Origin of the sequence: Rhodococcus sp. MS13 (assembly GCF_013277835.1) — a bacterium.
GTDB classification, from domain to species: domain Bacteria; phylum Actinomycetota; class Actinomycetes; order Mycobacteriales; family Mycobacteriaceae; genus Rhodococcus_F; species Rhodococcus_F erythropolis.
The window spans coordinates 409,284-432,946 of record NZ_VBTL01000011.1; the positions used below are offsets into that span (position 1 = coordinate 409,284).

Below are 23,663 nucleotides of genomic sequence, written 5' to 3' on the forward strand. Positions count from 1 at the left end.
CAGCCGAGTGTGGGAGCCTTCGTGTTCGTCGGGAACCGGATGAGAACTTAGGATGTAGTTGTGACTCAAGTCGATGGGCTAGTCGGTCTGATCTTTCTCGCACTGAAAGTGCTCGCGTTGGTGGGTGCTGTCTACGCGATCGTTCATGCCGTCAGGCAGCGTCCGGACGCCTTTACCGCGGTCAACAAATTGACCAAGCCGATCTGGCTCGGAATTCTGATCGTTGCGGCGTTGATCCTGCTGGCGACATCCCCTGTCGGTCTCCTGGGCATCATCGCGGTTGTTGCAGTGTGTGTATATCTCGTCGACGTTCGACCGCGCGTGGACGACATCCAGCATGGCGGTTCCCGCTGGTAGTGGGCCGCGGTTTCTGCTCATCCGGTGACGCGGTTCCAGGTCACCGTGTGTTGCCCCACTCTTCGCTCCAACGCTGACAACGCGCGTTGTTCGAGTGATAGTGTCGGTTAACGGCAGTCACACATAGATTGCATCCGTCTGTCGTCAGCAGCAGTCAGGGGTAAATGCATGTCCAGTCGTTCGCGCACCACAGAGCTTCGAGTACTGGCAGGCGCCGTCGGGGTGGGAGCACTCGTCGCGGCAGTCGCTGGGATCCGTCATCGGCGATCCACGCGCGGGTTGACTCTTTCGAGCGACGTCGAGCCCAACGCACTCCTGAAGACTCCGACGCTCAAAGCTGATATCAGTGAACTGACCACCGACGACGGTGCGATCATCAATATCCGGGCTTACGGTCCCGTCGACGGCGATCCGATCGTTCTCAGTCACGGCTGGACGTGCTCAACCGAATTCTGGTACCCGCAGGTCAATGCGCTTGCCGGTGAATATCGCGTCATCACCTACGATCAGCGCGGTCACGGACGCAGCACCGTCGGTAATCTTCCGCTCGGCCCGGACGTCCTCGCCGACGACCTTTCTGCCGTGCTGGCAGCCACGGTTCGCGAGGACAAGAAGGCGGTCATCGTCGGTCACAGCATGGGCGGGATGAGCATCATCGCCTGGGCTGGTCGTCACCCCGACGAGGTCAAGAAGTACGCGTCGGCGGTCATGCTCGCGAGCACCGCGAGTGAAAGGTTGATCGCCGAGACCACGGTCATCCCACTGCCCAATCGCTTTCCTCGGGTGCCGGTCCCCGTGGGCCGCGCCATCCTCAGTTCGCCCGTTCCGTTTGTCTCCTCGGGCGCCATGACGAAGGCGATCCAGTACGTCTCGATGTCACCGAACGCGACCAAGGCCGAGATTCAGTTCTGCGAGAACATCGTTCGTGAGTGCAAGCCGCGTATTCGTGGCGGTTGGGGAGCAGCGCTGAGCACCCTCGACATTCACGAGGGACTCGACAATCTCGAAGTGCCGACCACCGTGCTCGTCGGTTCGCTCGATCGGCTCACTCCGCCGGTCCATGCGCGCAAGCTTGCGCAGGTCCTCGACGACGCCGGCAACCTCGAACGGTTGATCGTGTTGCCGGGCGTCGGTCACATGTCGTCGATCGAGAACATCGACGAGTTCGACAAGGAAATCGTGCGACTGCGCAATCTCTAGCGCAACGCAGCTCTAGCTGAAGACGACCGTCTTGCGCCCGTGGACCAGCACCCGATCCTCGAGGTGCCAGCGCAGTCCGCGTGAGAGCACGAGCTTTTCGATGTCTCGACCCTGGCGGACCATGTCGGCGACATCGTCGGCGTGGTCCACACGGATCACGTCCTGCTCGATGATCGGACCGGCATCGAGTTCGGCGGTCACGTAGTGGCAGGTGGCGCCGATCAACTTCACGCCGCGTGCGAACGCCTGGTGATAGGGGCGGGCACCGATGAACGACGGCAAGAAGCTGTGGTGGATGTTGATCGCGCGGCCGGCCCAGTGCTCGCACAGTGATTCGGGAAGCACCTGCATGAAGCGTGCAAGAACCACGGCGTCGGGGTTGTGGGCGTCGACCAGGGCGCGGACCTTCTCGAAGGACGGTCCCCGTTCGGCCGGGTCCTTGGCGAACGGAACGTGGTGGAAGTCGATCCCGTGGCGCTCGGTGACACTGCGCAGGTCCTCGTGATTTCCGATGACGGCGCTGATCTCTGCCGGAAGTTCTCCGCCCGCGGCGCGGCCCAGGAGGTCATGCAAGCAGTGACCTTCCTTGCTCACGAGCAGCACGATCTTCTTGGGTGCGCCGGAGTCGTGAAGAGTCCACTCGGTTTCCGGACCGATCTCGGCCGCAACAGCTTTGAACCGTTCACGAAGCTCGTCGATGCTCATGCTCACAGACGACGCACGGACCGCCTGACGCGTGAAGAACCATCCGGTGTCGGCATCGGCGTGGTACGCGGCCTCCACGATCCATCCACCGACGTCGGTGAGAAAGGTCGAGATGCGTGCGACGATGCCCGTGGTGTCGGGGCAGCCGAGGGAAAGAACATAGCGACGATCGTCGATCGAAGGTGCAGCGGTCATGCGGCCTAGTCTCTCAGGTGCGGCTGCGGCGACGGTCGCGTGGTGGTGTGCCAAGCTTTCCATCATGTCTGAAGCTGCACTCACTCGTTCCCAGGTTGCCGCGATGGTGGACCACACTCTCCTCAAACCCGAAGCCACCGCGGCCGATGTGACCGCCCTGATCGACGAGGCACGCAGCCTCGGTGTGCTGGCCGTCTGTGTCTCGCCGTCGATGTTGCCGATTCGCGCCGACGGACTGGTGACGGCGGCCGTCGTCGGATTCCCGTCGGGGAAGCATCATTCACTGGTCAAGGGTGCCGAAGCGCGACTGGCCGTCGATCAGGGCGCTACCGAGATCGACATGGTCATCGACATAGGAGCGGCGGTCGCCGGCGACTACAGCGCTGTGCTCGCAGACATCCTCACCGTCCGTGAGGCGATGGGGGAGAGTGCGATCCTCAAAGTGATTCTCGAAACCGCTGCCCTGTCCGACGAGGCCATCGTCGAATGTTGCCGCGCAGCCGTGCGTGCCGGGGCGAACTTCGTCAAGACCTCCACCGGCTTCCACCCCGCGGGTGGGGCGACGGTCGAGGCCGTCGAACTGATGGCACGGACGGTCGGCCCAGGCGTGGGAGTCAAGGCCAGTGGCGGAATACGTACGACGCAGGCCGCACTCGACATGATTGCGGCCGGCGCCACCCGTCTCGGATTGTCCGGAACCCGAGCAGTATTGGACGGTCTGACCGACTAGGTCAGCAGGCCGCAGCTGTCCGGCACCGCCGAGGCGTTCTGGTTGTTCGCGTCGGCGACGGGCATGGCGTAAGCGCCGCCCTCCAGTGAGATCTGGATTGCGTCGTCGGTAACGGTCAGCTTGGTGGGCTTCATGTCCAGCGGGTACGTCTGCAGGCTGTCGGTGAGTGTCTGGACGATGCCGTCGACCAGGTCTGTCGGCAGACCCAATCCGAGAATCTCGGCGCCGACGGTCTGAACGTCGACCACACCGTTGGTGACGGTGGGCTTGACCGTGAGCTTCGCGAGCCCGACCGGTCCGACGTCGAACGCGAGTGTTCCGGCGCTCGAGTCGGCGGTGACGCCGGAGACGAGGCCACCGAAGGTCTGCTCCTGCAAGGTGGCGAGAATGCCTGCGGTAGACCAGGTGACGTCGGCGCTGGAGCTGCCGATGGTGCCGCTGTTACCCGCCGAGGGCTGCAAGTTGATGTCGTTCACCTTCGCGTGAACCTGCATGCCCGTTGCGGGGCCGAACGAAGAGTCGTCACTGTCGATGCTGATGTACGGCACCTTCTTGTCGACTGCCTGCAGGAGTACGGGCTTCCAGCTCAACCCGACGTCGACCTGGGATCCCAGTTCGCTCTGGAACTGATCGGCCATGCAGGTCTTCACCTGGTTGCGTACGTACAGTTCTCCACCGACGAGTGCCGCCACGAGCACGGCGATCACCACGAGAAGGATGACGAGCACTCGGTTGCGCGGACGAGGGTTGTTCGCTGCGACAGTCATTCGCCAGATTCTTCCCGACGAGTCTGAACGAACTCTGTGAATACGCACTTCCTCATTCCTGTGATGCGCGACACAGTCGCCCGTAGTCTGTTCGAAACGGCGTTTTCGACGGTCACCGGAGGTGGTCATGGCTTCGGACTACGAATCACTCGAGCTGCTGGCGCTGCGGCAGTGTGGATTTGTCACGGCTCTCCAAGCGTCCGAACTGGGTTTCGGTCTGGCGTCGATGGAGGAGATGACGGAATCCGGAACATGGACATGTGAGTGCCGCGGACTCTTTCGCCTCGAACGCGTCAGACATACTGCCTTGGACGAATTTGCGAAGTGGTGCACGTGGTTCGCCGGTAGCGCCACCGTCTCGCATTACAGCGCCGCAGATCTACATGGCCTCGGGCACCTGCAACCTCGCTTTATTCATCTCTCGACAGCGCACCCACTCGCGGCGCCGACCCGCCAAGTCGCCCTGCACCGACTGCCGCTCGCGGACGACGAGTGCGAACAGATTGGACCCATCCGCATCACCACGCCTTTGCGCACCGTGCACGACCTCGCTTCCGGTGGAATTTCTCAAGTCCTGCTCAACGAAGTAGTCGCCGATGCGGTAGCGATAGGTCGACTGGACGCGCACGAGTTGTATCTCTCGTGTGAAAACGCGAGCATCGACGTTGCCGTCCGAGTGGAGTTGGCGCTCGCCGCAAGCCTGTAGTCGAGATTGATTTTCTATGCTTCTGCGACCTTCTGGCATCACGTTCGAAATCGAATATGACACCAATATCAGAGATTTGAAATGCGCTACTTCGGGGCGAATATTCTGACTTCAGTGCAGGTGGAGCGATATCTGGACCAGTACTTCGGGACTTTCGACCCATGATCGCTGCAGCTTGGTGATGTCGGCGATGAACTAATTCGGCGAAAAGCGTAGTTACTTTACAGTCAATGGGATAACGTCACGGCATCAAAAGCAGACGGACGCTTGTCCTGGACGGCTGTCTGCTCCCGTGTGCGAGAGGGATGTGGATGTCCGTGAGTGGTGTTCGTCGTGTTGTCGGTGGTTTGAGTGTCTTTGCTGTTGCTGCGGGTTTCGCGGTGGTTGCGGGTGTCGGGGTTGCTGGTGCGGCTCCGGTGACGGCTGAGTTCAATTCCGATGGGTACAAGGTGACTCGGACGATCAGTAACGGCACGCCGTCCGAGGGTGATGTGATCACGTCGAAGACGGTGTTCAAGCGAACTGCTGGGGTTCACAATCTGTATGCGGTGCGCGATTTTCATCCGGCGTGTATGACGTATGTCGATGGTTCGGCGACGGTGAACGGTAGTGCGTTCCGTGTCAACGAGGTGGCTACTGATTCTGTTCGGTTGAGTGCGGGTGCTACGGAGTGGCCGATGTGGGGCGGTGACGTCAAGACGTTCGAATTCCAGTATCGCGTCGGTGCGGATTGTGCTCGTGGTACCAATTTGTCGACGACGGTGCATTTCGACGGGACGGTGTTCGTTGACGACACGACGAATGGTCGTGGTCCGTCGATCAATGTTCAGAAGAACGTGTCGACGACGGCCGTGTCACCGGTCAGTGGCGCTCAGGTGGGGCAGCCGGTGACGTTGAGTGCGACGGTGACCGGTGGTGCCGACGGTGATTCGGTGGAGTTCTTCGACGCCGGTTCCAAGATCGGTGCGGGCGCGCTCGCCAATGGTGTTGCAACACTTGCCTGGACACCGACAACCCGTGGAGACCACTCGATCACAGCGAAGTTCGCCGACACGACGCGTGCCGTCGGTTCCGCTTCGGCAGCGCTGATCGTGAACGTTTCGCAGGCCGATGCTCAGTCCAGTACGACGCTGGCGCCGATCTCGGGCGCGCAGGTCGGCAAGTCGACCACTCTCAAAGCGACTGTATCCGCGTCGGGCACTGGTGGAACGGTCACGTTCAAGGTCGGCGGAACGGTGCTCGCTTCGGTGCCGGTGGCAGGCAACGGTGAAGCGACCTACGCCTGGGTTCCGGCGGTTGCCGGTGCGCAGAACGTCGAGGCTGTGTTCGCCGGCAGATCCGGCGTCACCGGGTCGAGTACCACCGCGAATGTGACAGTCGCCGAACGGCCCGCCGGAACAACAAGCTCCACAACAGATCTCAGCGTAGTAGCGGGCCAGGTCGGCGTTGCACAGACGATCTCCGCTCAGATCAGTCCTGCAAATGCCGGTGGCACAGTCACCTTCAAGGACGGCGAGACCGTCATCGGCACGGCTACGGTCGATTCATCCGGAAAGGCCAGCCTTTCGTGGAAGCCCGCAACTCAGGGTCAGCGAATTGTCGCGGCGGAGTACTCGGGCGCCGGCACAGTGACGGCATCCTCCGATCAGGTCTCCGTCCAGATCGCCGCACCGGTCGACGGTGAAGAACCAGGCAACGGCACCGGTTCGCTCGGCAGCCTCGGCAACATCTTCGGCTCCTAGCAATCGATACCCGGTGATGCCCCGCCCGCTTCAGGTGGTGGGGCATCACCCATATCCCTCACTTCTCGAGAAGGAAAATCTATGTCTGTAGGTTCTGCACGTCGTGCAGTTGCAGGTTTGAGTGTGTTTGCTGTTGCTGCGGGGTTCGCGGTGGTTACGGGTGTCGGGGTTGCTGGTGCGGCTCCGGTGACGGCTGAGTTCAATTCCGATGGGTACAAGGTGACTCGGACGATCAGTAACGGCACGCCGTCCGAGGGTGATGTGATCACGTCGAAGACGGTGTTCAAGCGAACTGCTGGGGTTCACAATCTGTATGCGGTGCGCGATTTTCATCCGGCGTGTATGACGTATGTCGATGGTTCGGCGACGGTGAACGGTAGTGCGTTCCGTGTCAACGAGGTGGCTACTGATTCTGTTCGGTTGAGTGCGGGTGCTACGGAGTGGCCGATGTGGGGCGGTGACGTCAAGACGTTCGAATTCCAGTATCGCGTCGGCGCGGATTGTGCTCGTGGTACCAATTTGTCGACGACGGTGCATTTCGACGGGACGGTGTTCGTTGACGACACGACGAATGGTCGTGGCCCGTCGATCAATGTTCAGAAGAACGTCTCGACGACGGCCGTGTCACCGGTCAGTGGCGTGAAGTTGGGACAACCTGTTCCGCTGAGCGCGACGGTGACCGGTGGTGCCGACGGTGATTCGGTGGAGTTCTTCGACGGTGCCACCAAGATCGGTGCGGGCGCGCTCGCCAATGGTGTTGCAACACTTGCCTGGACACCGGCTGACGTCCGAACCCACAGCGTGACGGCCAAGTACCTCGGAAATGCAAAGGTGGCGACCTCCACGTCGTCTGCTGTCGACGTCGTCGTGTCCGAAGCGGACAAGAGCACTGCAACCGCGATCACCGGTCCCGCAAGTGCAGTTGCAGGTGAGTCCGTGACCGTCGAGGCTACGGTGTCGCCTACTCCGGCGGGTGGCACGGTGCAGTTCAAAGACGGTGCAACCGACCTCGGCGGCGCCGTTACCGTCGATGCCAACGGCAAGGCCTCGCTGACGAATTCCTATGCAGAAGGCGCGCATTCGATCGTGGCGGTGTACTCCGGTTCCGGTGTCTACCAGGCCTCGACGTCGGCGCCGCATGCGTTGACAGTCGCTCCGGTGGTGGTCGAGGAGAACACAACGACCACACTCGTCGGCCCGTCGACGGCGTCGACCGGTGAGGCATTGTCGTTCACTGCCTCTGTCTCGACCGGTGTTGCAGGTGGCACCGTGCAGTTCAAGGAAGGTGGCAGGGATCTGGGCCCCTCGGTTCCAGTGGACGCCACGGGTAAGGCGACAACCATGCCGACCTTCAACGTGGCGGGCGAGTACAGCATCACCGCAGTATTCTCGGGTTCGGGCAACTACCTGGGTTCGACGTCCAACACCCAGACTGTGAACGTCAAGGCGCCGGCTCCCACCGACCAGCAGACCGAGACGGTCTTGACCGTTCCGGCGGATGCAAAAACCGGTACGGCAGTGGGTCTCTCCGTGGCGGTCACTCCGTCGCCGGTGGGTGGCACGGTGCAGTTCAAGGACGGCTCGGGCAATCTCGGCTCGGCGGTGCCGGTCGTCGACGGCAAAGCGTCGATCATGCACGAGTTCGCGAGCGTCGGTACGCACGACATCACGGCCGTCTACTCGGGTGCAACAGGATTCCTCACCTCTACCTCGGCCGCTCAGTCGGTTTCGGTCACGGCTCCGGCCGCGGAGGATCAGGAAACGTCCATCACCGTGAGCGCTCCGGCGTCAGCGGTCAAGGGCGCGAAGGTTGATCTCGTTGCGGCAGTGGCACCTACGCTCAGCGCAGGAACCGTTCAGTTCATGGACGGAACCACCCCGATCGGTGGACCGGTTGCGGTAGTGAACGGCAAGGCCACGCTCTCGCACACCTTCACCGAACTCGGTGATCGCCGAATCACCGCGGTGTTCAGCGGAACCGACGGCTACCTCGGTTCCGAGACCCAGACTGCAGTCACCGTCAAGATCACGGCAGAGTCCGACGGCGGAGAGCCCGGCAACGGCGGCAGTTCGACAGGTTCGCTGGGAAGCCTGGAAAACATCTTCGGGTCCTAGCTCGACGCCTGCACACAGACGCCTCGCCGCAGAGACAACTTCTGCGGCGAGGCGTTTCCCGTCTGCGAGTTCAGGGGTTCGGCGCTACGACATGCCATGGCACCGTCAGGATGCAGTCGCGAAGACGTCGTCGCGCGGGCTGCACGGGAATTCCTTGCGCCCGAAGAATTTCCAATGCGGCAGCCCAGCGATGTCGAGGTCCGAAGGAGGCGTGCGGCGCGGCAGTTGCCCAGGCTCGATCGGCAGCGCTGAGCAGTGCATGGATCGGCTCGCCCGGAACGTTGCGGTGGATGAGAGCCTTCGGGAGACGTTCCGCGATGTCGGAAGGGCGATCGATGTCGAAGGGATCCCAGGCCAGTGTCAGGGTCAAGGGACGATCGGCGTCGAGAAGCACCCAGGCGCAACGCCTTCCGAGCTCGTCGCAGGTTCCGTCGAGTAGCAGTCCGCCCGGGGCGAGGCCGGACTGAATGTGTGCCCACGCAGAGTCCACGGCGTCTTCCGGATACTGCCGGAGGACGTTGAAGGCGCGTACGAAAACGGGTGTGAGACCGGCCAGTTCGAATCCGCCACGGGCGAAGCTGACACCGTCACGACTCTCGACCACGCGGGCGGGGTCGATCTCGAGCCCGATGACGCGTCGATCCCGCCGGACAGCGGTGAGGCGGCTTGCCATCTCGAAGGTGGTGTCCGGCCTCGCCCCGTACCCGAGGTCGACGATCAACGGATCGGCCGCATTGTTCAGGGCGCGAGCGATAGTGCGGTTGTGGACGATCCACCGGTCACTTCGTCGCAGTCTGTTGATCCCCGTCGTGCCACGGGTGATGACCCCCTCGATCTTCGGGGGTGGAGCCTTCTTCACGTCGGCTTCAGCGTGCGGCGAGCCAGGTCGCGGTGACCTGGGCTTCGGTGCGGAACAGATCGACGAGGTTGATGAGCATGAGCTGTTCCAACTTCGCGCCGATGAACGGTATGAAGACCTTCGCCTCGGACGTGGTTCGTAGCGTGGACCCGGTCTCGGTCGCGAACAACTCCATGGTGCCGGACAGATTCCCCGGCCCGGCCGGGATGGACGCTTCGTACGTTCCGGTCACGGTGTCGCCGAAGGCGCCGTACGACTCCTTGCGCGTGATGACCAGATCCTTCTTCATCACCGTCTGAGCAATGTCCGGCAAATCGGTGCGCGGGAGAATGTGGTGCAGCACGAGATCGATTCCGGAATCGGTGACCTCGAAATGTTCCACATGGTTCTCGGAATGCTTGCGCATCTCCTCGACGCGGGCCTCCCAGTACGAGCGGTCCGCCAGTGCCGCGTAGACCTGCTCGGGGGAGTGCTGATAGCGGGCGGAGTAGTCGATGCGGCGAGCCATGATCGGAAAGAATACCTGTTACGCGCTGTGACAAGCCAAATTGGCCGTATCCACAACTATCGCCGCCCGCAGGATCTTACTTCGCGATCCACTCCCGGGTGAAGTCCTGTTCGGCCTGGATGAGCCGGACAACCTCGTCGACGATCGCGCTTTCGATCTTTCCGCCGAGGAACGGGATCTTGACCTCGACCTCACCCTCGATCTCGAGAGTGGCGGAGTTCTCGTCGCCAGTCAGGACCTGCGTGCCCTCGATACGGGCGGGAACACCGTCGACGTGGGCGGAGAAGGTGCCAGTGGCCTTGCCGTCCTTGAAAGGAGCCATCGTCTCACTGCGCTTGATGACGATGTCGCCGTTGACGACCTTCGACACCATGCTCGGGAGATGCTCGGCAGCAATGATCTGCGACATCGTGACCGCGACGGTCTCGTCGCGAACGGTCAGCTCTTCGATCGCCGCGCCGGGACCACCGACAGCGACGATTCGGTCGCGCCAGTACTGCTCGGAGGTCACCGCCTCATGGACCTTCTCGGCGGGGACTGTGTACTTCGACGAATGCTCGATGCGACGGCTCACGATTGTGGAGGCTACCGTTTATCGATGTGTGGGACGTAACCATTGGCAGACGCGTCGTGGAATCAGGCGCTTTCGTGTCCGAGAACGTTGACTTGTCGGGATTGACGACGCTCCGAATCGGGGGACCGGCGCGGCTGCTCGCCGAATGCCCGACGACGCAGTCGTTGATCGACGTCGTGACGCTGCTCGATCGCGAGCAGATCCCGACGCTGATTCTCGCCGGCGGATCGAATCTCGTGATCTCGGACGCGGGATTCGACGGAGTTGTCGTTCGTGTGGCCAACACCACCGTGAGCCTCGACACGGACCGCGTCATTGCCGAAGCGGGCGCAGTGTGGGACGAAGTAGTCGGCCAATCCGTCGCCGCGGAACTGGGCGGCCTCGAATGCCTGTCCGGGATTCCGGGCTCGACCGGTGCGACGCCGGTGCAGAACGTCGGCGCGTACGGCGTCGAGGTGGGCTCGCGGCTCCGGCAGGTTCAATTGCTCGACCGACGCAGCGGCGAAGTGTCGTGGGTCGAACCGTCGAAACTCGAGTTGGGCTACCGGTCGAGCGTTCTCAAGCATTCCGATGCAGCAGTGGTTCTCGCCGTCGAATTCGATGCGTCGACCGACGGATTGAGCGCCCCGCTCGCGTACCGCGAACTGTTCACTGCACTCGGGGCCGAGGAAGGCGAGCGGTTGCCTGCGTCGCAGGTCCGCGAGGCGGTTCTGGGATTGCGGACCGGCAAGGCGATGGTGCTCGATCCGTACGACCACGACACGTGGAGCGCGGGTTCATTCTTCACCAACCCCGTGGTGCCGGACGACAAGCTGCCCGCTGTGCTCGGAGCAATAACCGAACAGCTCGGAGACGTCACCGTGCCGCAGTTCCCGGGCAGTGGTGGAACCAAGCTCTCGGCCGGATGGTTGATCGAACGGGCCGGATTCTCGAAGGGTTATCCCGGTGAAGATGCACCGGCCAGGCTGTCGACGAAACACACCTTGGCGTTGACCAACAGAGGGTCGGCAACGAGCGCGGATGTGGTCTCGCTCGCGCGGACGGTTCGCGACGGCGTCGAAGCCGCGTTCGGCGTCCACCTGGAACCGGAACCGGTAACTGTGGGCTTCACCATCTGATTCCTGACGGAGCCCGCAGGTAGCCTGTTGAAGTGCATGAGCTGGGTGGTCGGAGAAGTCGTTCGCGTGTTGTTGCGTTGGTAGCTGTATTGCTCGCGGTGATGGTGGCCGCCGTCGGCTGCACGATCGGTGGCAAGGACGGACAAGGCGGTGCGGCGGCCGCCGAACCAGCGCTTGTTGCGACCGTGGTGTCGACGCCGGCACCCGGTACCAAAGACGTCAGCCCGGTCGCGCCCGTCTCGGTTGCGGTGACCCAGGGAACACTGGCCGACGTCAATCTCAGCAACGCGGCCGGTAAGGCCGTCGCCGGACAACTCTCGCCTGACAAGACGACGTTCACCGTCAGTGAGGCACTCGGCTACGGCACCACGTATTCGTGGTCGGGCTCGGCAACCGGAACCGACGGTAAATCCGTGCCAGTGCAGGGGAGCTTTACGACGGTCGCCCCGGAGTCGACCACCGGCGCCACCCTCAACATCGCCGACGGCCAGGAAGTTGGTATCGCGGCACCGATCACGTTGCAGTTCGACAACTCCGTCGTCGACAAGGCGGCCGTCGAGAAGGCGCTTGTCGTGACCACCGTGCCGCCCACCGCCGGATCGTGGGCATGGCTGGCCGACGACAACGGCGGATCACGGGCCCATTGGCGACCGGCCGATTACTGGGTGCCGGGCACAACTGTCCATCTGGACGCCAAGCTCTACGGCTTGAACTACGGCGGTGGCGCTTACGGCGACCAGGATCTCACGCTCGACTTCACGATCGGTCGTAGCCAGATCGTGAAGGCGAACGCGCCGAGCCACCGCATGCAGGTGGTGCGAGACGGTCAGACGATCATGGACATTCCCGTCAGCTACGGCGAGGGAAACGAACCTCGAAACGTCACGCGCAGCGGCATTCACATGGTGACGGAGAAGTACGAAGACTTCATGATGTCCAATCCGCCGTTCTACGAGAACGTGCGTGAGCGTTGGGCGGTGCGCATCTCCAACAACGGCGAATTCATCCACGCCAATCCTCAGACCACCGGGGTACAGGGCTCGTCGAACGTCACGAACGGTTGCATCAACCTGTCGACATCCGACGCGCAGGAATACTTCGGAACCGCCCTCTACGGTGACCCCGTCGAGGTGACCGGCACGTCGATCGACCTGTCGCCTGCGGACGGCGACATCTACGACTGGGCGATCGATTTGCCGACCTGGAAGTCGATGTCTGCACTGGCGTAAGTCTCTACTGCTGTGAACCGAGAAATCCGTCGACGAGCGGAACCATCCGGGCGTTGCTTGCGTCAATACAGGTAAGCGCTGTCGGCTCGGGGGAGTCCGACGGGGATTTCGACGTCAGGGGGCAGCGGTGGGCATTCCATTTCTGGAAGATGTGCTTGGCAGGATCTCCGAAGCGACGCATGCCGTCCCGTCCGGCGTGGCGGCGTTGCCAGTTGTCGGCGCTCCCATCGCGAGCGCAGTCGCTACATCTGCTCTGGTGCAATCCGTAACCGACGACCGCGGCGCGTTCGACGACGAGATGGCTGTTGCGACCGCCGACGCCGATGCAGAGCGCGCACGAGCCTGGGGTGAGCGCGATGCCCTCACGGCCCAGACGTCATCGCTCGAGTACAGCGAACATGCAATCGTGGACGACGATCCTTTCGATGCGATGTCGCACTCCGAAATCTTCAACCACGTCAACGAGATGAATCCGGCAACCCTGAGTGCAATCGGTGAGGCCTGGAAGGCCATTGCCGGCCGGGTGGAATCTGGCATCGGGAAGTTCCAGAACGATGTGAACGGTGCAATCACCGAAGGCTGGCAGGGGCGCGGCGGCTCGGCTGCGTTGGAAGCAGTGCTGGCCTACTCGGCTGATGCGGGTGAGCTGAAGGTGCGGGTCGATCTGATCTCGAACAAGATCGAGGAGGCGAAGATCGCACTCGACGAGGCCAAACGCTCGATTCCGGCACCCGACGGCGCCTCGACGGTCGAGAGGTTTCTCAGCCTGGTTCCCGGGGCTACGTGGAAGCAGGCCCAATACGAAGCGGAAGAAGCCGAACGTCAAGCGCGCCAGGTGATGAAGGACGTGTATCTGCCGTACATGAAGCGTGCGGACGACCAGGTGCCGATCCTCCCGGCCGCTTTCAATCCGGTCACCGGCAGTGGCGGGGCTGGAAGTGGCGGGGCTGGAAGTGGCGGCGCATTCGGTGGTGGTGGTTCCGGCGGAGGTATGGCCTCGGGAACGGGGAACGGGCTCGGCGCGCCATCGGCGTCGGGTGGCGGAGTTGGTGGAGGAGTGGACGGTGGAAACTCCGGCGGTGCAAATCCGGCCGGGGACGGTTCCGGTCAGAACCCTTCCAGCAGCAGTTCCGGAAATGGTGACAACCGTAGTGGTGTTGACGCCCAGGGGAATTCCGGTGCCGACGCCGCCCGGTCCGCAAACGATTCCGGCCCGGCCCGGACCACCGCGGCACATGCCGGTCCACTGTCCGCCGGTGCAGCGCCGGATGGCCTTGCCCGTGCAACTCCGAATGGTGCTCAGCTCGGTTCCGGTGTGCCGTCAGGCCCGGTGGGTAGCGGTTCGGGTGGAGGATCTGCCGGTGGAATCGGTACCGGCGGCTTCGGGCCAGGTGGAGCCCTCGGACCTGGCGGCCCTGGCGGCGGCGGTGGCCTCGCCGGTGGCGGACGTGGGGGAGTCAACGGAACTGGCGGTACTTCGGCGACGGGCGCGCAGAGTGGTCGGGGAGCGATGGGTGGCGTCGGCGGCATGGCACCGGGACGAGGGCAAGGGCAAGACGAAGACAACGTTCACGACACCCCCGGCTACCTCGTCACCGTCGAGAACGGCAACGCCCTGATCGGCGACCTACCCATGGTCTCCCCGGCGGTACTGGGCGAATGACCACCATGCAGTGGCAGTTCACCGGCCTCGAATTCCAGATTCTCTGGGAAGCGGTCGGACGTGACCGACTCCCGTACCCGCTGCGGTTTCGTCCGGCGGCCGACACCATGAACGAGCTGACAGCGGCGCGACGTCGAGCGGGAGCGCACCTGTCTGCCGTGCTCGACGATCGGCTGCATCACGTTCTCGGTGCTCTCGCGAATCCTGATGCTCGTGTGGAGGTTTCCGGTTTTCACGGGCAGAAAATGAGTACGGTGACGCGATTGCACGGTGTTGTTGCCGGCGACCTGGGTGTGCTCCTGACTCAACTGCCCGGCAGGACTGTCGACTGTGGCTCCGACGTGGTTTTCACCGTGGCACGCCCATCGGCAATTCCGCGGATGCTCGTCGATCACCTGCCGACCTGCCCCGCTGGATCGGAGCGTGGCGTGAGCATCGAAAGGCCGAAAACTGCCGGGAGGCAGAGCTTTCTGAGCAGCGCAGCCGGTGCGCGCGGAAGCGAGGAAGTGAGCAGATTCTTCGGCCGAGAGCGGACCTCGATCGGTGAAGTCACCGCATACCCGGGAGGAGCCGTCGACAGCAGGCCGACCGACGACGGAATAACGTTTCACTGGTACGACTATGCCGGCGACGGTCGGTACATCATCACCGCGGGTGAAACCGTGAGTGCCCGCGGCGCTTCCGCGGAAGTGACGGAGGCCGAGATTGCACGCAATCTCGACTCCGTCCTCCGTCAGTCGATTCGCCCGAGGCTCTAGCTGTTCGGTGCGATTCGAACTAGCTGGTGGTGCGATGGAACCGACCGGGGCTTGCCTGATCCCGCGGCTTGACGATGATCTGATCGAGGTTCACATGTGACGGCCGCGACGCGACAAAACCGATGATCTCGGCGATGTCCTGCGCCACCAACGGTGTGATTCCCTCGTACACCTTGTCGGCCTTGTCCTGATCACCCTCGAACCGGACGAGTGAGAACTCGGTCTCGACTGCTCCGGGCGCGATTTCGGTCAGTCGAACGGGCTTACCCAACAGTTCACCGCGCAATGTCCGATGAAGGACGGCTTGAGCGTGTTTGGCGGTGGTATAGCCCGAGCCGTTGTCGTATGCCTCCAGCGCGGCCACCGAGGTGATGGTCACGACCAGACCGTCACCCGAATCGATCAGCTTGGGCAGCAGTGCCTTCGTCACACGCAACGTGCCCAGGACATTGGTCTCCCACATCCACCGCCAGTCGTCCAGATCGGCGTCCAGGACTGTTGCCAGACCCTTTGCACCACCCGCGTTGTTGACCAACACGTCGACACGGGGGACCACGGCCGCGAACGCGTCGACGGAATCCTCGTCGGTGACGTCGAGTTCGAGAGCGGTACCACCGATTTCCTCGGCGATCTTCTCGAGACGATCGACGCGGCGAGCACCGATCACGACGTGGAATCCCTGAGCTGCCAGGGTGCGGGCGGTGGCCTCACCGATTCCGGAGCTGGCTCCGGTGACTACGGCGATGCGGGCATCGGAAGAAATGGTCATGATGCAATCGTAGGGCTAGTCGGCGGCATACTCTGCTTCCCGTTCGATGGATTCAATGTGACGACGCGGTACCTTGACCGGGCCAGGGGTGTAGGTGACGGCGCGCAGCGCGCCGCTGTACCGGAATGGTCCGTGGCGTCGTCGTACTTCCCACGACACAGGTCCTCTGGCGTCGACCCCGACCGAGATGCCGGTCCACGGCGCCATCCCGACCAGTTGTACTTGCCCGAGCAGTTGGCCCGCGTGAATGCCGTCGACGCTGACGTGGAGGTCCCAACGCAACCGCGGTAACACAGCCACGGACACGTCGATTCGCTTGGTGCCGACCGGCAATGGCCCCGCATCGGCCACGGAGTAGGAACCGAAGGCGTTGTATCCGAGATGCAGGTTGCCGTCCTCGACGTAGAGAAGATATCCACCTTGTGGATCCCCATGGGCGACAAGGACGCCGGCGTCGCCTTCGCGGTAACCGTCGAGTTCGATCGTGATGTCGAAGTCACGGAACCCGATCAGTTTGGATGAGCGGTAGCGCTCCAGTGGGGGCGTTCCCGCAAGTAGTCGCACCGGGCGTGAGAGTGCCTCCTCCTCCGGACGGCGAACCGCGCCGACGGTATTGCCCAGTAGAGGAAACACGGTGTTCGCCCACGCCGAGTGGTCCCAGGCCTCGGCGAGTTCGCGAACCTTGTCGGGAAACCGTGATGCGAGGTCGTCGAGCTCGGTCGGGTCGGCTCGGACGTCGAACAATTGCCAGTGCGGTTTGTCGATGTCAGCTGGAGCGAGCGCCAGCAGTTTCCATCCGTCCTTGTAGTAGCCGCGGATTCCGGTCACCTCGGTGTACTGCTCGGTGTGGGTACTCGGAGCGGTGGGTGAACGCAGAACCGGCGCGCTCGACACACCGTCGAACTCCTTGACCGGCAGCCCGTTTCGCACGGTGGGGGTTTCGATTCCGGCCAGTTCGAGAAGCGTCGGCGTCAGGTCGGTGACATACGCGAACTGGTCGCGGATCCCGTTGTCGCCCGCTTCGGGTTTCAATCCCGCGGGCCAGGACAGGAGGAAGGGAACACGGATCCCACCGGCAAAGGATTGCCCTTTGTAGAACCGGAAGGGGGTGTTGGACGTCTGCCCCCATCCACGTGGATAGTGCACGCCCAATTCAGGTCCGCCGATGAGGGATTCGTCGTGTGGGACATCGCCCACCCAGTCCGGATCCTGAATATGTGCGAACTGCGCGAAGTAGCTTCGAGTCCCGTCCGAACCGCCCTCGGCGGTGCCGCCGTTGTCCGAGGTGAAGACGATGATCGTGTTGTCGAGTTCGCCCAGTTCGTCCAGGGTGTCGACGATGCGTCCGACGCTCTGATCGATCGAGTCGACCATCGCCGCGTACACCTCCATGTAGCGGGCGAACCGAGACTGCACCTCCGGCGTGAGCGAATGCCATTCGGGCACGTCGAATCCGGGTTCGGAGTTACGCGGTGCCTGTCGTGTCCCCTCCGGAAAGAGTCCCTGCAGTAGCTGAGAGGCGAACCGCGACTCGCGGATTCGATCCCAGCCCTCGTCGTAGCGACCGCGGTATTTCGCCTGATCGGCGGGCTTGGCCTGTAAGGGTCCGTGCATGGCGACGTGTGCGAAGTAGAGAAAGAACGGCTTGTCCTGATCGTGGGCGCGAAGGTCCTTGATGTACCCGACAGCCTTGTCGGTCAGATCGTCGGTGAGGTAGTAGCCCTCGGGATACTCGTCGACGTCGACCACAGAATTGTCGGAGATCAGTTGATTGGGGTAGTAGAAGGAGTTGAGTCCTTCGAGTGAGCCGTAGTAGCGATCGAATCCACGCTGTGTCGGCCAGGAGTCACGACTTCGTCCCGGGGCGAGGTTTGCGTCGCGCACGAGATGCCACTTGCCCACCGCATAGGTCGCATAGCCCGCGCCGCGGAGGATTTCGGGGAGTGTCTGGACGTCGTCGGCCAATTCCAGACGCAGTCCGGGGTATCCCGGATCGGCGTTGGCAACAAATCCGTACCCGGCGCGGTGCGGATTGAGGCCGGTGAGAAGCGCGGCGCGCGACGGCGAGCAGAGGGGCGTCGTGTGATAGTTGGTCATTCGAATGCCCTGCGAGGCAAGGCGGTCGAGGGTGGGAGTCTCGATCTCGGAGCCGAACGGTCCGATGTCGCTGTATCCCATGTCGTCGATCAGAACCACGACGATGTTGGGTGATCCGAGAGGCGGGGTCGTGGCTGTGGGCCACGCCGGGGTCGAATCGGCTGCGGTGCGGCCGATTCGACCCTCGAAGCCTTCGTAACCGCGCGCGTGCGGCGGAAGGGCGGAATCTGCGTGAGTCATGAGTTGTTCGAGGCACCTTCTGCCGCAACTGCACCTTCGATAACCGAATACTCGGAAGCGTCGCCGGCGATACTGCGGCTTCGTTCCCCATGGATGTTGACCGGGATGTCGCCGGCAAGTGTGATGCGCTCCAGACGCCGGTACTGGTCGTCGTAGTCTGCGATCGCGTAATGCTGGGTGGCGCGGTTGTCCCAGATCGCGACGTCACCCGCTTCCCAGTTCCAGCGCGTCGTGTACTCGAGCTTGATGGCGTGATCCTGCAAGAGCTTGAACACACCGTTCGACTGTTCGGTGCTCAACCCGACGAAGTTCTTGACAAAATGTCCGAGGACGAGCGTGCGTTCTCCGGTTTCGGGGTGGACACGCACCACAGGGTGCTCCGTCTCGAAGTACGTGGACTGGAACTCCTCGCGGTAGGCGGCCGTGCGATCTTCGGTGAGACGCTCGGCGCTGGTGGCCGCGTAATCGTAGACGTTCGTGTGGCGAGCCCAGAGGTTCTCCGCGAGCGCCTTGAGTGGATCCGGCAGTCCGTTGTACGCGGCTACCCCTGACGCCCACGTCGTGGAACCGCCGTATTCGGGCAGCTGCACCGCGCGCAGGATCGAAGCTTTGGGGATGCGATCGACGAAGGTGACGTCGGTGTGCCAACTGTTGGCCTTGCCCAGGTCCGAATCGATGGGCAGAACTTTTGCGCCGTGCGACTTCACCGTGGGGTGGGCAGTGGTCGGGGTGCCCAACAGCTGGGCGAACTCGTACTGCGAATCGTTGTCGAGGTGGTTCTGTCCGCGGAAGAAGATCACCTTGTGTTCGAGAAGCGCCTGTCGGATGAGTGAGATCGTCGCCGGATCGAGGTGCTCGCCGAGAGTGATTCCGTCGATTCGGGCGCCGATATGCGCGCCGAGGGGGGTGACAGTGCCGCGAGCGGCGCCGGCAGCCGCCCCGTTCGTTGATGCCGCGTCCGTGAGGGTCGGCTTGGCGAAAGCTGTAGACATGGTGCACCTTTCGTGGGGAGTGCACCCACCCAAACACGCGAGAATCCGCCTCGACAGGGTTGTGGTCAGTGTGATCGTTACCGCACCTGATTTGTGAATCTCGGTGAAGCTGCTACTTTTGGAGCCATGTCGACCGACCAGCCTGCCGCTTTGCGGGTCACCTATGTGACCGCTGCGCTTGGTTCGCGTCTGCCCTTGGCGCGAGAGCTGTGTTGTCGCCGCCGTTCTTTCTGCAGCTAATTTCTGCGCCTTTCCTGTCTTTCTCTTCGCTTGACCAGCGCAAAAGCTGATTTCGCGGTCGACAGAGATATGCGCCTTCTCCTCCTTCTGCAAGGGACAGCCATGTCGACACCCACCATCTCCGCCATTCCGAACATCCGATCGCGAACCGCGCTCTCGGGAACGCGGACCCGTACCCAGATCGTCGTGCCCGAACTGCGCATTGCCGACGGACCGTCCGCGACGGTGTTGCGCATTGCTCGATCCCGCGGACCGCTCTCTCGCGATACCGCGGCGAAAGCGTCCGGACTGAGTATTGCCACCGTGAACCGGCAGGTCACGAGCCTGCTGGACCTCGGGATCCTGCGCGAACGCGCAGACTTGACGGCCTCCGGCGCCATCGGGCGTCCGCGGGTTCCGTTCGAGGTCAACCACGAGCCGTACTTGACCGTGGGCATTCATATCGGTGCCGTCGTCACCAGCATCATCGCCAGCGACATCCGCGGGAAGGTGCTCGGCGCCGTCGAGATTCCGACTCCCGCCACCAATTCTGCTGTCGCGCTTGCCACCATTGCGCGCTCGGCCAAATCGTTTGCCTCACGGTGGCACAAGCGTCGTCCACTCGCCGTCGGCGTGGCCATCGGCGGTCGCGTCGATTCGGCGACCGGAGTAGTCGATCACCCGCGCCTGGGGTGGAAGGGCGCCAAAGTCGGATCCATCATCGGAGCCGGCTTGGATCTCCCCGTCTCAGTCGCAGCCCACGTCGAGGCGATGGCTGCGTCGGAACTACTGCTCAGCACCGACCGTGCCGAGGCTCCGACGCCGGGCACTACCGGGCTGTACTTCTACGCCCGTGAAACTGCCGGTATCGCAATCACTTTCGAAGGTCGAGTACACACGCCGTCCAGCGGACCCGGTTCGATCGCGCACCTTCCGACGGGTTCGTCCGCACGGTGCACCTGCGGCGCCGTGGGTTGCCTTGAAGCAACGATCAGTGACCGCGCTGTAGTCGCGCAGGCTTTGTCTTCGGGCGCCGTGATCCAGGGCAGTGAGCGTGTCACGATCGCGGACGTCTACCGGGCTGCGTCGTCGGGTTCCATTCCGGCACACGAACTTCTGGTTGATCGAGCACGCGTCCTCGGCCGGACGGTGGCAATGCTGCGTGACCTGTTCAACCCGGATCGTGTGATTCTGGGTGGTCAGGCATTCACCGACTATCCCGCCGGAGTGCCCCATGTCGCCGAGGCTTTCTCGACGGCATCCTCGTTGGAGCGTAAGGACATTCGAATTACCGGTTTCGGTAATCGGGTTCAGGAATACGCTTCCACGGTCGTGTCACTGAGTTCACTGTTTGCTGATCCCGCTGCGGCCATGCGTCGCGCGTCGGCCGTCTGACTGCGAAGAGGGTAGTCAGAGTTCCGGTCGATCCAAGACTCGCAACCATGATCCGTCGGACTGGCGGCGCGCGACCTGCGTGCGCCCGCCGGTTCCGTCGGAAGGTTTGGTCGAGGTCATGGCGAGGTCGCCGCTGATCACCGTCGGTAGAGATTCCTCGACGGTGAATCTCGGTGCAGCTGCCAGCATCTGAGAGATCACCTCGCGGATGGCTTGGCGGCCCACGGTGAGTGATCCGGGCGGGAAGGCCATCACCGCATCCTCCTCGTAGAGTGCGGCGACGGCGTCTGCGTCACCAGCGTTGGCGAACTGCACAAAAAGCTTCGCGATGTCTTCCGGGGTTCCGGCCTTCTGAACGTCATCTGTTGTTGTCATGCTTCCATCGTTCTAGCCCGCCGTCGATAAGTCCAAGATCTAGTTTGTCTCGCAGCTAGAATCAGCAGTTATGGAACTTCGGCAGCTCGAATACTTTGTCACGGTAGTGGAGGAAGCCAACTTCACTCGCGCCGCCGAGCGGCTTCACGTAGCCCAACCGGGTGTGAGTGCGCAGGTCAAACGGCTCGAACGTGAGTTGGGGCAGGAATTGCTCGATCGTAGTGGTCGAACCGTTTGTCTGACCGACGCCGGGCGAGCTGTCCTCCCGCACGCCTACGCTGCACTTGCTTCCGTTCAGAGCACCCGCGACGCTGTCGATGCCTTGAACGGACTGGTTCGGGGTTCCGTTTCGGTCGGGATGGTTACCGCCTGCGCTTCCGCCGACCTCACAGATCTGCTCAGTCGGTTGCACAACAAACACCCCGGACTGGACATTTCGCTGGCCGAGGACGATTCGCGCAGTTTGCTTGCCGGAGTGTTGGACGGAACCTTCGACATAGCCGTCATCGGGGTGGCGGGCAAGCTGCCGGAAGGGCTCGAATCGAGGGTGATCACCGACGAACGACTGGTGGCCGGAGTGGCGGCGGATCATCCGCTGGCCGAGGTGTCGTCTCTGCCGTTTGCCGAACTCGCGACGCAATCGGTCATCTGTCTGCCGGAGGGAACCGGCATCAGAACGTGTCTGGACTTCGCGTGCGCCGCCGCCGGCACCAAGCCGACGGTTGCGCTCGAGGCAAGCAACCTCGGCATCATCGTTTCATTGGCAGCGCAGGGGCTGGGAATGGCCGTGCTTCCGGAGTCGACAGTGGGGGAGTTGCATCGGATCGATCTCGAACCGGAAGCACGATCTCGGCTGGAATTGGTCTGGCGTTCGTCGGGCGGCAAGAATCCGGCGGCCTCCGCTCTCATCGATCTTGCGAGAGCTGTTCCCGCCGAGTGAGTTCGGCCTGCGCCCGATCCAATCCGCCGTGCTCGAGAGCAGCCAACCGTGACCTGTCCTTCCAGACTATGGTGCCGCGCCGGCGGACGATGACCGACATGGTTCCACCGAGATGCTCGAGCGCTCCTGGCACGTTTCGACGCTCGGCAGGTATCGGAACAGGAAGAATATGTGCGTCGGCGATGGGCGCGGTCCCGTCGATGTCGACGCTCCACTTCCGGCTGTAGCCGCGAAGAGTCCAGCGATCGTCGGACACCGTCGTCTCCACCTGTGACGTCAGCGGATTACCCAGCCGCAATACCGTTCCGTCCGGTAGCGCGGCAACGACGGCGGTGACTTCGGTGCGCAGAGGTCCGGCGCTGACCTGGCCGCCGGCAAACGCCACGCAGGCTCGCGGATCGGTGAACCCCTGTGCCTGTCCCCACCACCAGGATTCCGGGAATCCTCCCTTTCCCCAGTTCTTCTCGCCGTACACCTGTGCCCCGGTGAGATCCCAGTTCTGCCCGTCGATGACGGCGCTTCCCTCGACCCGGCCGCCGAGCAGCCACGGATGCCAGTATTGATTGAGTGCGGGAACTGATTGGAAGTAGCTCGATCCCCCGAAGCGGCGATGCGGCCAGAATCGCTGATTGCTGATCCGCACGTCGAGATGGCTGTCGCCGAAATCGACCTGCAGTCGATCGGCATTGCCGCGGAAAGCGTTGTCGGCGTAGGCCCCCAGGATCCGTGGATCGGCCGATCCGCTCGGATGTTCGGCGGTACGGAGGAATCCGCCTGGATGCGCCGCGAGACCGAGCGTCGACCAGTTGCCGCCGTCGGACTTGTTGATTCCGGCGAGCGCGATCACCACCCGTCCGCTGCCTGGCATCGTGAATCGCCAGAAGTAACCCTCCATCGCAACATCATGGGAGGCAAGCAGATTGCCGTACGGCAGGGTGGCACCCGAGGCGCGGTACGCGGGACGCTTCACGGTCCCAATACTGCCTGTGATGCGGTGACCTGAGCGACGAGGCGGCCTTCGTCGTCGCGAATCTCGGTCACGACCGCGACGGTGCTGCGCCCCGCATGCAATGGCCGGGCGGTTGCGGTGACCGTGCCCTTGCGCACCCCGCGAGTGAACACGGTCGACGAACTGGTGGTGGAAGTGCTTGCACCGGGCGGAAGATTGAGGAATGCACAGACGGCGCCGACGCTGTCTGCCAGCGTCATCAAGGCGCCGCCGTGCATTCCGTTGCCGGCGGTGGTGCGGTGGCTGTCCCAATCCAGATGGCCGACAACCTGTTCGGGTGCCGCGCTGTCCAACTGAATTCCGGTGTGAACTGCAAAAGGCATGCTCGCGACAAGTTGTTCGAGGTCCATGCCTACCGATGGTAACGAGCCGCCGAAACCTCCGTCGGGACTTCGGTTTAT

The 23,663-nt window shown here is 62.9% G+C and carries 23 protein-coding genes; 12 read left to right on the forward strand and 11 right to left on the reverse strand.

The genetic code is table 11. The annotated features are described in order from the left end of the window. The first annotated feature begins 60 nt into the window (after nt 1–60). Both FEZ59_RS23635 and FEZ59_RS23640 read left to right on the forward strand, forming a co-directional pair. Nucleotides 61–357 carry a DUF2516 family protein gene (locus FEZ59_RS23635; RefSeq protein ID WP_003941505.1) on the forward strand — a complete coding sequence of 99 codons (297 nt, stop codon included), beginning with the start codon at nt 61–63 and terminating at the stop codon, nt 355–357. A 168-nt stretch (nt 358–525) separates the two neighbouring features. Continuing rightward, nucleotides 526–1,557 carry an alpha/beta hydrolase gene (locus FEZ59_RS23640; RefSeq protein WP_020968907.1) on the forward strand — a complete coding sequence of 344 codons (1,032 nt, stop codon included), beginning with the start codon at nt 526–528 and terminating at the stop codon, nt 1,555–1,557. Between the two features lie 12 nt (nt 1,558–1,569). Here the strand turns inward: FEZ59_RS23640 and purU are convergent, their stop codons facing one another. After that, nucleotides 1,570–2,457, reverse strand: a complete 888-nt coding sequence (gene purU, locus FEZ59_RS23645) for a formyltetrahydrofolate deformylase (RefSeq protein WP_003941509.1) — start codon at nt 2,455–2,457, stop codon at nt 1,570–1,572. Between the two features lie 64 nt (nt 2,458–2,521). Here purU and deoC point away from each other — a divergent pair, with 64 nt between their 5' ends. Then, on the forward strand, nt 2,522–3,187 hold the full coding sequence (gene deoC, locus FEZ59_RS23650; protein WP_172933290.1) for a deoxyribose-phosphate aldolase: 666 nt from the start codon (nt 2,522–2,524) through the stop codon (nt 3,185–3,187). Here deoC and FEZ59_RS23655 read toward each other — a convergent pair. Continuing rightward, a complete protein-coding gene (locus FEZ59_RS23655) occupies nt 3,184–3,954 on the reverse strand; it encodes a DUF2993 domain-containing protein (protein ID WP_029254824.1) in 771 nt (256 codons plus the stop codon). The genes deoC and FEZ59_RS23655 overlap by 4 nt on opposite strands. Nucleotides 3,955–4,081: 127 nt before the next feature. Between FEZ59_RS23655 and FEZ59_RS23660 the strand changes: the two genes are divergently transcribed. The 3 genes from FEZ59_RS23660 (at nt 4,082) to FEZ59_RS23670 (ending at nt 8,517) form a co-directional block, all read left to right on the forward strand. Beyond that, on the forward strand, nt 4,082–4,660 hold the full coding sequence (locus FEZ59_RS23660; protein ID WP_020906750.1) for a hypothetical protein: 579 nt from the start codon (nt 4,082–4,084) through the stop codon (nt 4,658–4,660). A gap of 311 nt (nt 4,661–4,971) precedes the next feature. Continuing rightward, the gene (locus FEZ59_RS23665) at nt 4,972–6,402 is read left to right on the forward strand and encodes an Ig-like domain-containing protein (protein ID WP_242459919.1); all 1,431 of its coding nucleotides are present in this window, start codon (nt 4,972–4,974) and stop codon (nt 6,400–6,402) included. A gap of 81 nt (nt 6,403–6,483) precedes the next feature. Next, nucleotides 6,484–8,517 carry an Ig-like domain-containing protein gene (locus FEZ59_RS23670; protein ID WP_172933292.1) on the forward strand — a complete coding sequence of 678 codons (2,034 nt, stop codon included), beginning with the start codon at nt 6,484–6,486 and terminating at the stop codon, nt 8,515–8,517. A gap of 70 nt (nt 8,518–8,587) precedes the next feature. Here the strand turns inward: FEZ59_RS23670 and FEZ59_RS23675 are convergent, their stop codons facing one another. The 3 genes from FEZ59_RS23675 to FEZ59_RS23685 all read right to left on the reverse strand — a co-directional run bounded on the left by FEZ59_RS23675 (nt 8,588) and on the right by FEZ59_RS23685 (nt 10,458). Next, nucleotides 8,588–9,376, reverse strand: a complete 789-nt coding sequence (locus FEZ59_RS23675; protein ID WP_021343392.1) for a hypothetical protein — start codon at nt 9,374–9,376, stop codon at nt 8,588–8,590. Nucleotides 9,377–9,383: 7 nt separating this feature from the next. After that, nucleotides 9,384–9,884 carry a DUF2505 domain-containing protein gene (locus FEZ59_RS23680; protein WP_003941898.1) on the reverse strand — a complete coding sequence of 167 codons (501 nt, stop codon included), beginning with the start codon at nt 9,882–9,884 and terminating at the stop codon, nt 9,384–9,386. Nucleotides 9,885–9,960: 76 nt separating this feature from the next. After that, on the reverse strand, nt 9,961–10,458 hold the full coding sequence (locus tag FEZ59_RS23685) for a DUF2505 domain-containing protein (RefSeq protein WP_019744408.1): 498 nt from the start codon (nt 10,456–10,458) through the stop codon (nt 9,961–9,963). A gap of 74 nt (nt 10,459–10,532) precedes the next feature. On the opposite strand from FEZ59_RS23685, the gene FEZ59_RS23690 reads away from it, so the two are divergent. The 4 genes from FEZ59_RS23690 (at nt 10,533) to FEZ59_RS23705 (ending at nt 15,226) form a co-directional block, all read left to right on the forward strand. Then, nucleotides 10,533–11,576, forward strand: a complete 1,044-nt coding sequence (locus FEZ59_RS23690) for a UDP-N-acetylmuramate dehydrogenase (RefSeq protein ID WP_020906754.1) — start codon at nt 10,533–10,535, stop codon at nt 11,574–11,576. A 32-nt stretch (nt 11,577–11,608) separates the two neighbouring features. Further along, on the forward strand, nt 11,609–12,805 hold the full coding sequence (locus FEZ59_RS23695; RefSeq protein WP_172933293.1) for an Ig-like domain-containing protein: 1,197 nt from the start codon (nt 11,609–11,611) through the stop codon (nt 12,803–12,805). A gap of 127 nt (nt 12,806–12,932) precedes the next feature. Beyond that, nucleotides 12,933–14,468 (forward strand): hypothetical protein, encoded by a 1,536-nt coding sequence (locus FEZ59_RS23700; RefSeq protein WP_172933294.1) that lies wholly within the window; start codon nt 12,933–12,935, stop codon nt 14,466–14,468. Beyond that, nucleotides 14,465–15,226, forward strand: a complete 762-nt coding sequence (locus FEZ59_RS23705) for an ESX secretion-associated protein EspG (protein ID WP_172933295.1) — start codon at nt 14,465–14,467, stop codon at nt 15,224–15,226. Before FEZ59_RS23700 ends, FEZ59_RS23705 begins: the two co-directional genes overlap by 4 nt. A gap of 19 nt (nt 15,227–15,245) precedes the next feature. Here FEZ59_RS23705 and FEZ59_RS23710 read toward each other — a convergent pair whose 3' ends face one another. The 3 genes from FEZ59_RS23710 to FEZ59_RS23720 are packed head-to-tail and all read right to left on the reverse strand — an operon-like array spanning nt 15,246 to nt 19,324. Beyond that, a complete protein-coding gene (locus FEZ59_RS23710) occupies nt 15,246–15,995 on the reverse strand; it encodes an SDR family oxidoreductase (RefSeq protein WP_003942076.1) in 750 nt (249 codons plus the stop codon). 15 nt (nt 15,996–16,010) lie between these two features. Next, nucleotides 16,011–18,332, reverse strand: a complete 2,322-nt coding sequence (locus tag FEZ59_RS23715; protein WP_046378200.1) for an arylsulfatase — start codon at nt 18,330–18,332, stop codon at nt 16,011–16,013. After that, nucleotides 18,329–19,324, reverse strand: a complete 996-nt coding sequence (locus tag FEZ59_RS23720) for a TauD/TfdA family dioxygenase (RefSeq protein ID WP_020968920.1) — start codon at nt 19,322–19,324, stop codon at nt 18,329–18,331. Before FEZ59_RS23720 ends, FEZ59_RS23715 begins: the two co-directional genes overlap by 4 nt. A gap of 342 nt (nt 19,325–19,666) precedes the next feature. On the opposite strand from FEZ59_RS23720, the gene FEZ59_RS23725 reads away from it, so the two are divergent. Then, entirely contained in the window at nt 19,667–20,938 is a 1,272-nt protein-coding gene (locus tag FEZ59_RS23725) for an ROK family protein (RefSeq protein ID WP_020906761.1), read from the forward strand. 15 nt (nt 20,939–20,953) lie between these two features. Here FEZ59_RS23725 and FEZ59_RS23730 read toward each other — a convergent pair whose 3' ends face one another. Further along, the gene (locus tag FEZ59_RS23730) at nt 20,954–21,313 is read right to left on the reverse strand and encodes a nuclear transport factor 2 family protein (RefSeq protein ID WP_019744400.1); all 360 of its coding nucleotides are present in this window, start codon (nt 21,311–21,313) and stop codon (nt 20,954–20,956) included. 70 nt (nt 21,314–21,383) lie between these two features. Between FEZ59_RS23730 and FEZ59_RS23735 the strand changes: the two genes are divergently transcribed. Further along, nucleotides 21,384–22,253, forward strand: a complete 870-nt coding sequence (locus tag FEZ59_RS23735; RefSeq protein WP_029254832.1) for a LysR family transcriptional regulator — start codon at nt 21,384–21,386, stop codon at nt 22,251–22,253. Here FEZ59_RS23735 and FEZ59_RS23740 read toward each other — a convergent pair. Together FEZ59_RS23740 and FEZ59_RS23745 are read right to left on the reverse strand one after the other, a co-directional pair. Further along, entirely contained in the window at nt 22,219–23,223 is a 1,005-nt protein-coding gene (locus FEZ59_RS23740) for a tocopherol cyclase family protein (RefSeq protein WP_019744398.1), read from the reverse strand. The genes FEZ59_RS23735 and FEZ59_RS23740 overlap by 35 nt on opposite strands. Next, nucleotides 23,220–23,612, reverse strand: coding sequence for a PaaI family thioesterase (locus FEZ59_RS23745; RefSeq protein WP_003942017.1), 393 nt, complete (start codon nt 23,610–23,612; stop codon nt 23,220–23,222). Before FEZ59_RS23745 ends, FEZ59_RS23740 begins: the two co-directional genes overlap by 4 nt. Nucleotides 23,613–23,663: the final 51 nt, after the last annotated feature.

Coding starts and splice junctions, on each gene's coding strand:
- FEZ59_RS23640 (WP_020968907.1), top strand. CDS start 526: ATGTCCAGTCGTTCGCGCACCACAGAGCTTCGAGTACTGGCAGGCGCC.
- purU (WP_003941509.1), bottom strand. CDS start 2,457: ATGACCGCTGCACCTTCGATCGACGATCGTCGCTATGTTCTTTCCCTC.
- deoC (WP_172933290.1), top strand. CDS start 2,522: ATGTCTGAAGCTGCACTCACTCGTTCCCAGGTTGCCGCGATGGTGGAC.
- FEZ59_RS23655 (WP_029254824.1), bottom strand. CDS start 3,954: ATGACTGTCGCAGCGAACAACCCTCGTCCGCGCAACCGAGTGCTCGTC.
- FEZ59_RS23660 (WP_020906750.1), top strand. CDS start 4,082: ATGGCTTCGGACTACGAATCACTCGAGCTGCTGGCGCTGCGGCAGTGT.
- FEZ59_RS23665 (WP_242459919.1), top strand. CDS start 4,972: ATGTCCGTGAGTGGTGTTCGTCGTGTTGTCGGTGGTTTGAGTGTCTTT.
- FEZ59_RS23670 (WP_172933292.1), top strand. CDS start 6,484: ATGTCTGTAGGTTCTGCACGTCGTGCAGTTGCAGGTTTGAGTGTGTTT.
- FEZ59_RS23680 (WP_003941898.1), bottom strand. CDS start 9,884: ATGGCTCGCCGCATCGACTACTCCGCCCGCTATCAGCACTCCCCCGAG.
- FEZ59_RS23705 (WP_172933295.1), top strand. CDS start 14,465: ATGACCACCATGCAGTGGCAGTTCACCGGCCTCGAATTCCAGATTCTC.
- FEZ59_RS23710 (WP_003942076.1), bottom strand. CDS start 15,995: ATGACCATTTCTTCCGATGCCCGCATCGCCGTAGTCACCGGAGCCAGC.
- FEZ59_RS23715 (WP_046378200.1), bottom strand. CDS start 18,332: ATGACTCACGCAGATTCCGCCCTTCCGCCGCACGCGCGCGGTTACGAA.
- FEZ59_RS23720 (WP_020968920.1), bottom strand. CDS start 19,324: ATGTCTACAGCTTTCGCCAAGCCGACCCTCACGGACGCGGCATCAACG.
- FEZ59_RS23725 (WP_020906761.1), top strand. CDS start 19,667: ATGTCGACACCCACCATCTCCGCCATTCCGAACATCCGATCGCGAACC.
- FEZ59_RS23730 (WP_019744400.1), bottom strand. CDS start 21,313: ATGACAACAACAGATGACGTTCAGAAGGCCGGAACCCCGGAAGACATC.
- FEZ59_RS23735 (WP_029254832.1), top strand. CDS start 21,384: ATGGAACTTCGGCAGCTCGAATACTTTGTCACGGTAGTGGAGGAAGCC.
- FEZ59_RS23745 (WP_003942017.1), bottom strand. CDS start 23,612: ATGGACCTCGAACAACTTGTCGCGAGCATGCCTTTTGCAGTTCACACC.